This is a genomic window from Geobacillus sp. BK01 (assembly GCF_052220245.1).
Lineage (GTDB): Bacteria > Bacillota > Bacilli > Bacillales > Anoxybacillaceae > Geobacillus.
Window position 1 is genome coordinate 89,343 of sequence record NZ_JBQPTH010000010.1, and the last position, 6,148, is coordinate 95,490.

General features: G+C 53.0%; 6 protein-coding genes. 4 read left to right on the forward strand and 2 right to left on the reverse strand.

Features of this window, described 5'->3' with window-relative positions; translation table 11 throughout:
• Positions 1-61 precede the first annotated feature (61 nt).
• From ACTVDO_RS11850 to ACTVDO_RS11865, 4 genes are read left to right on the forward strand one after another with little or no spacing between them, the layout of a single operon-like run.
• Positions 62-1,246: a galactokinase gene (locus tag ACTVDO_RS11850; protein ID WP_442901582.1), complete on the forward strand. Its 1,185-nt coding sequence runs from the start codon at positions 62-64 to the stop codon at positions 1,244-1,246.
• Positions 1,243-2,229, forward strand: coding sequence for a UDP-glucose 4-epimerase GalE (gene galE, locus ACTVDO_RS11855; protein WP_020960260.1), 987 nt, complete (start codon positions 1,243-1,245; stop codon positions 2,227-2,229). The genes ACTVDO_RS11850 and galE overlap by 4 nt, the downstream gene beginning before the upstream one ends.
• A 3-nt stretch (positions 2,230-2,232) precedes the next feature.
• Positions 2,233-3,759: a UDP-glucose--hexose-1-phosphate uridylyltransferase gene (galT, locus tag ACTVDO_RS11860; protein ID WP_442901583.1), complete on the forward strand. Its 1,527-nt coding sequence runs from the start codon at positions 2,233-2,235 to the stop codon at positions 3,757-3,759.
• Between the two features lie 56 nt (positions 3,760-3,815).
• The gene (locus ACTVDO_RS11865) at positions 3,816-4,835 is read left to right on the forward strand and encodes a LacI family DNA-binding transcriptional regulator (protein ID WP_020960258.1); all 1,020 of its coding nucleotides are present in this window, start codon (positions 3,816-3,818) and stop codon (positions 4,833-4,835) included.
• A 19-nt stretch (positions 4,836-4,854) separates the two neighbouring features.
• Here the strand turns inward: ACTVDO_RS11865 and ACTVDO_RS11870 are convergent, their stop codons facing one another.
• Both ACTVDO_RS11870 and ACTVDO_RS11875 read right to left on the reverse strand, forming a co-directional pair.
• Entirely contained in the window at positions 4,855-5,298 is a 444-nt protein-coding gene (locus tag ACTVDO_RS11870; RefSeq protein ID WP_020960257.1) for an Hsp20/alpha crystallin family protein, read from the reverse strand.
• Positions 5,299-5,366: 68 nt separating this feature from the next.
• On the reverse strand, positions 5,367-5,657 hold the full coding sequence (locus ACTVDO_RS11875; RefSeq protein ID WP_020960256.1) for a hypothetical protein: 291 nt from the start codon (positions 5,655-5,657) through the stop codon (positions 5,367-5,369).
• Positions 5,658-6,148 lie beyond the last annotated feature (491 nt).

The following is a 6,148-nucleotide window of genomic DNA, read 5'->3' on the forward strand; positions in this document are numbered from 1 at the left end:
TTGATTTTTAGTAAACTATTAACTAAAATATTTACTATAAAGACTTGAAGGAGGCCCTTCCATGATCCCTACCTTAAAACAGCAATTTATCGAACTTTTCGGCGGCTTGGGCGAAGGCATCCGCACCTTCTTCGCCCCCGGCCGCGTCAATTTGATTGGCGAGCATACGGATTACAACGGCGGGCATGTGCTGCCGTGCGCGCTCGAGATCGGCACGTATGCGCTCGTCCGACAGACAGATAAGCCGCTTGTCCGCTTTTATTCGCAAAACTTCCCGGAAACGGGAGTGATCACGGTCTCTTACGGCGACTTGTCGTACCGGAGCGAGCACGGCTGGGCGAACTACCCGAAAGGGATTTTGGCCGCGTTTCAAGCGCTCGGTTCGCCGGAGACCGGATTGGATATTTTGTATTACGGCACGATCCCAAACGGCGCCGGGCTGTCGTCATCGGCGTCGATTGAGCTTGTGACCGCGGTGATGCTCAACAAGCTGTTCGGGCGCGGGCTTGATCAGTTGGAACTTGTGAAAATGAGCCAAAACGTAGAAAATAAATACATCGGCGTCAATTGCGGCATTATGGATCAGTTTGCCGTCGGCATGGGAAAACAACATTGCGCCATCCTATTAAACTGCCAAACGCTTGAGTACCGCTATTTGCCATTGGTGCTTGACGATTGTGCGATCGTCATCGCCAACACGAACAAAAAGCGCGGCTTGGCGGACTCGGCGTACAACGAGCGGCGGGCGACGTGCGAGGCGGCGCTTGCGAAGCTGCAAAACGTGCTTGACATCGCTTCGCTCGGCGAGCTGACGAGCGCGGAGCTGGATGCGTGCGCCCATCTTCTTTCCCCGCTCGAACAAAAGCGGGCCCGCCATGCGGTGATGGAAAACGAGCGGACATTGGAAGCCGCACGGGCGCTTGAACGAGGAGACCTCGTCCGCTTTGGCGAGTTGATGAAGCAGTCGCATTTGTCGCTGCGCGATGACTATGAAGTAACCGGAGTCGAACTTGATACGCTCGTGGAGGCCGCATGGGCGCACGAAGGGACGGTCGGGGCGCGCATGACCGGAGCCGGATTCGGCGGTTGCACGGTGAACATTGTAAAAAAAGCCTATATTCAAGACTTCATTGAACGGGTCGGAAACGCGTATGTCGAAAAAATCGGGTACGAAGCAAGCTTTTATGTCGTTGAAGTTGGTGACGGGGCGAAAGAACTCACGGAACTGGAGGAGATGAGCCGATGATTTTAATTTGCGGTGGGGCGGGGTATATTGGCAGCCATGCGGTATACCGCCTGATCGAAAAAGTCGAGAACGTGGTCGTGGTGGATAACTTACAGACGGGGCACAAAGAGGCGGTTCACCCGGAGGCGGTGTTTTGCCAAGGCGATATTCGCGACCGCGAGTTTTTGCGCGAGGTGTTTCGCCAGTATGACATTGAGGCGGTCATTCATTTTGCGGCAAATTCATTGGTCGGCGAAAGCATGGAAGAGCCGCTGAAGTATTACGACAACAATGTGTACGGGACACAAGTGTTGCTTGAAGTGATGAAGGAATTTGGCGTCAAACAAATCGTCTTTTCCTCCACCGCCGCGGTGTACGGGGAACCGAAACAAATCCCGATCGTCGAAACCGATCCGACCGAACCGACGAACGCGTATGGAGAAACAAAGCTCTCGATGGAAAAAATGATGAAATGGGCCGACCGCGCTTACGGCATCCGTTCAATTTCGCTCCGCTACTTCAATGTCGCCGGGGCGTACGGGACAACGATCGGCGAGGACCATGACCCGGAGACGCATCTCATTCCGTTGATTTTGAAAGTGCCGCTCGGCCAGCGCGAAGAGATCGCCATTTTCGGCGATGATTACGATACGCCGGACGGCACGTGCATCCGCGACTACATTCATGTGCTTGATCTTGTTGATGCCCACGTTTTGGCGCTTGAGAAACTGCGAAGCGGGGCGAAAAGCAGTGTATACAATTTAGGCAACGGCAACGGCTTCAGCGTCAAAGAAGTGATCGAAGCGGCGCGGCAAGTGACTGGGCACCCGATTCCCGCCCGCGTCATGGCGCGGCGTCCGGGCGATCCGGCGAAACTTGTCGCTTCATCGGAAAAGGCGAAGCGCGAGCTCGGGTGGGAGCCGAAATATCCATCCATTACAGACATCGTTGCCTCGGCGTGGGAATGGCATCAAGCACGGCCAAACGGCTATCGGGGTGTGTGAGCGATGGAACGAATTTGGACGGCGATTGAACAACTGATCGATTATGCGAAAAAGCACGGCCTTCTTCCCGAGGAAGATGTCGTCTATGCGCGCAACCGCCTGCTTGCGGCGCTTAAGCTCACCGAGTGGCAGCCGGTTGAGGCCAAAGATGTTCCTTTGGCCTCGCCTGCTCCGGTGTTGGATGTCATTATCGATTGGGCATATGAACAACGATTGTTGGAAACGAATACAACGACCGAGCGCGATATATGGGATGCGAAACTGATGGACTGCGTCATGCCGCGGCCGTCGGAAGTGATCCGCGCCTTTTACGAACGATACCGCCGCGACCCGCAAGAGGCGACGGACTGGTTTTATGCGCTGAGCCAAGCGTCCAACTACATCCAAACGGCGCGCATCGCCCAAAACCAACAATGGAAAGTGCCGACTGTCTACGGCGAGCTCGATATCACGATCAATTTGGCGAAGCCGGAAAAAGATCCGAAGGAAATCGCCAAACGAAAAGAGATGCCATCATCCTCGTATCCAAAGTGTGTGCTGTGCAAAGAAAATGAAGGGTATGAAGGAACGTGGTGCCATCCGGCTCGTTCCAATCACAGGGTCGTCCCGATCGCGCTCTTAGGTGAACAGTGGTATTTCCAATATTCTCCCTACGTGTACTATAATGAACATTGCATCGTCTTCCATGCCGAACACGTGCCGATGAAAATGGAGCGGAAGACGCTCGAGCGTTTGCTTGAGTTCGTCGACAAGTTTCCGCACTACTTCATCGGTTCGAACGCTGATTTGCCGATTGTCGGCGGTTCGATTTTAGCGCATGACCATTTCCAAGGCGGGCGCTATACGTTTGCGATGGAAAAGGCGGAGATTGAAGAGCATATCCCCCTTCCATCGTTTCCGTCCGTCACCGCCGGCATTGTGCGCTGGCCGATGTCCGTGATCCGTCTGACCGGGCCAAAAGCGGACGTGTTGGAAGCGGCAGTGCGCCTGTATGAGGCATGGCGGACGTACAGCGACCCAAGTGTCGGGATTATCGCCCGCAGCGGTGATGTTCCGCACAACACGATCACCCCGATCGCCCGGCGCCGGGGCGGTTTATTTGAATTGGACATCGTGTTGCGCAACAACCGGACGTCAGCGGAACATCCGTACGGCATTTTTCATCCGCACGAAGAACTGCATCATATTAAAAAAGAGAACATTGGTCTCATTGAAGTAATGGGGCTGGCGGTGCTGCCGGGACGGCTGGCGGCGGAACTTGAGACGCTGGCTTCGTACCTCGTGCATGGAACGAAAAAAGAAGACTGGGACGAGGCGATGCTGAAACATTGGGATTGGTGTGAAGCCATTCGCCTTGGTTATCCGGACATCACGAACGACAACGTTCACGACTTATTGCGCTATGAAGTTGGCCAACGCTTTGTCACCGTGTTGGAACATGCCGGGGTATTTAAACGGGATCAAAACGGGAAAGAGGCGTTTCGCCGCTTTATGCGCCACGCGGTGGAGCGCATGTCGTCCTTTGTATAAATGCGGCGAAAAAACGCGTTTCATATGAAACATAAGGAAGGGATCGCAAACAGACTATGGCCACGTTAAAAGAAATTGCCGAGAAAGTCGGCGTCTCGGTGGCGACCGTGTCGCGCGTGCTCAACTATGACACGACGCTGTCTGTCTCTGATGAAACGAGAAGACGCATTTTTGAAGTCGCCCAAGAGCTCAACTACAAAACGTTGCGGGAACGAAACCAACAGGCGAGAGAGTCGTTTCGCTTCGGGCTCATCCACTGGTATTCCGAGCGCCAGGAAATCGATGACCCGTATTATATGGCGATCCGCCTCGGGGTGGAAAAAGAATGTTTTGAGCGCGGTATTGAACTCGTCAAACTGTTTAAGCAAAACGGCGTTTACCCGACCGAGCGGATGGAGGGGCTTGACGGCGTCATCGCCGTCGGGAAGTTTGGGCCCAAAGAAGTCAGCGCCTTCGCTTCGAGTGCGAAGCAGATCGTATTTGTCGACTGCTCGCCTGATGAGCGGCGGTTCGACTCGGTCGTCATTGACCTGCGCCAGGCGACGATCACCGTGTTGGACTATTTGCTTGAAATGGGGCATACGGAAATCGGGTACATCGGCGGCCGCGAATATGTCGACGAAGGGACGCCAATCCGCGACGAGCGCGAGGCGGCGTTTTACGAATATTTATATTTAAAAGGAATGTACAATCCGCGCTATGTATCGATCGGCGCCTTCACCGCCGAGGACGGCTACCGGCTGATGAAAGAAGCTGTCTCAAGCGGGGACTTGCCGACGGCATTTTTCATCGCCAGCGACTCGATGGCGATCGGCGCCTTGCGCGCGCTTCATGAAGCCGGAATCGCTGTACCTGAGGATGTAGCGGTTGTCGGATTCAATGATCTGCCGACGGCTGCGTTTCTTCACCCGCCGCTTTCTACCGTAAAAGTATACACGGAGTTTATGGGTGAAACGTCTGTTGAGCTGCTTGTTGAGCGGTTGACGACGAAGCGGGCGATATGCAAGAAAGTGGTTGTGCCGACAGACCTTGTGATCCGCACAAGCAGTGGGGCCAATCGAAAAGGGAGACCATAACGTCTCCCTTTTTGGTCGTTTAATGAAACTCGATGTCGACCCGTTTTTTCGTTCCGGCGGTTGTTTTCGGGATATGAATGTCCAACACGCCGTTTTTGTACGTCGCGCGAATGTTGTCCGCCGCCGCATCGGCCGGCAGTGTGATCGACCGTTGGAAGCGGCCGAAAAAGCGCTCGCGCCGATGCATTTGTTCCTCACGAATGTTTTGGTTGCGCTGAATGGTACCGCTGATCGTCAACACGTTATTGTGCACATCAATGTGCACATCCTCTTTCCGCTCGAGCCCCGGCAAATCGCACGAAACGACGTACTCGTTTTCCGTTTCATGCATGTCCATGCGCGGCATCCAGTGCTGTTCGTCCATCTGGGCAAACAGCGACGGAAAGTCGCTTGTAAAGAAGCGGTTCATATCTCGGCGGATCGTTTCTAAATGACGGAATGGGTCGTAAGGAATTAACGCCATCGTCGCCATCCTCCTTTTTTATGATAAAATCGTTTTCCGTTCGGTAGTGTGAACAAACCATCATCATTTTATGTATGATTTGTCCGCAACTGTTCCATTACGGCCAAATAAATATCAAGAAGTTCCAACTTCAGGCGATCCGGCAGACCGGAAGCGGCAATGCGTTTGACCGCATAGTGAAACTTCACTTCAGGCGTTTGGCGCACGCGCGGATGTGTCCACTCGTCGCGCAGCTCCTGCCTGATCGTTTCGTATAAAAGAGCTTTGCTATTCTGTTCATCGAGCGTCTCCGCTGTAATCGAACGGTTCGGCCAAAGGCGGCGGTAGGCGTCAAGCAAAACGGGAAATGAATGATTCATCGCAGCCATCCCTCCTTCGTTGATGCTCGTTTTTTGGCTTATTACATTCATTATAGTTGATGTGAGCAGCCATTGCAGGAGGACAGTCTGCAACATTGCGGATGGAAATTCCAGTTGACATAGAAAGTCGGGCGTAATATAATCACAATCACCGTTTCGCCAAGGTACAATGCCACAAGGCAAACGGCAACGGAATCGAAACAAAAAAACTGTTGACAAATGATCAATAACATGTATAATAAAATATTGCCGCGACGGAATAAACACGATAAACGCGGTGGAAACAAAGCGGTGAAAACAACGCTTGACACTTTGAAAGGTTTGTTTATAATAATAGTTGTCGTTAAGCTACAAAAGCAGTTTCTTGTTCCTTGAAAACTGAACGAAACGAAGCGCGAGCGTTTCGACACCTTCGGTGTCGACGCTAATGAAGCCAATCAACTTTCTTTTGGAGAGTTTGATCCTGGCTCAGGACGAACGCTGGCGGCGTG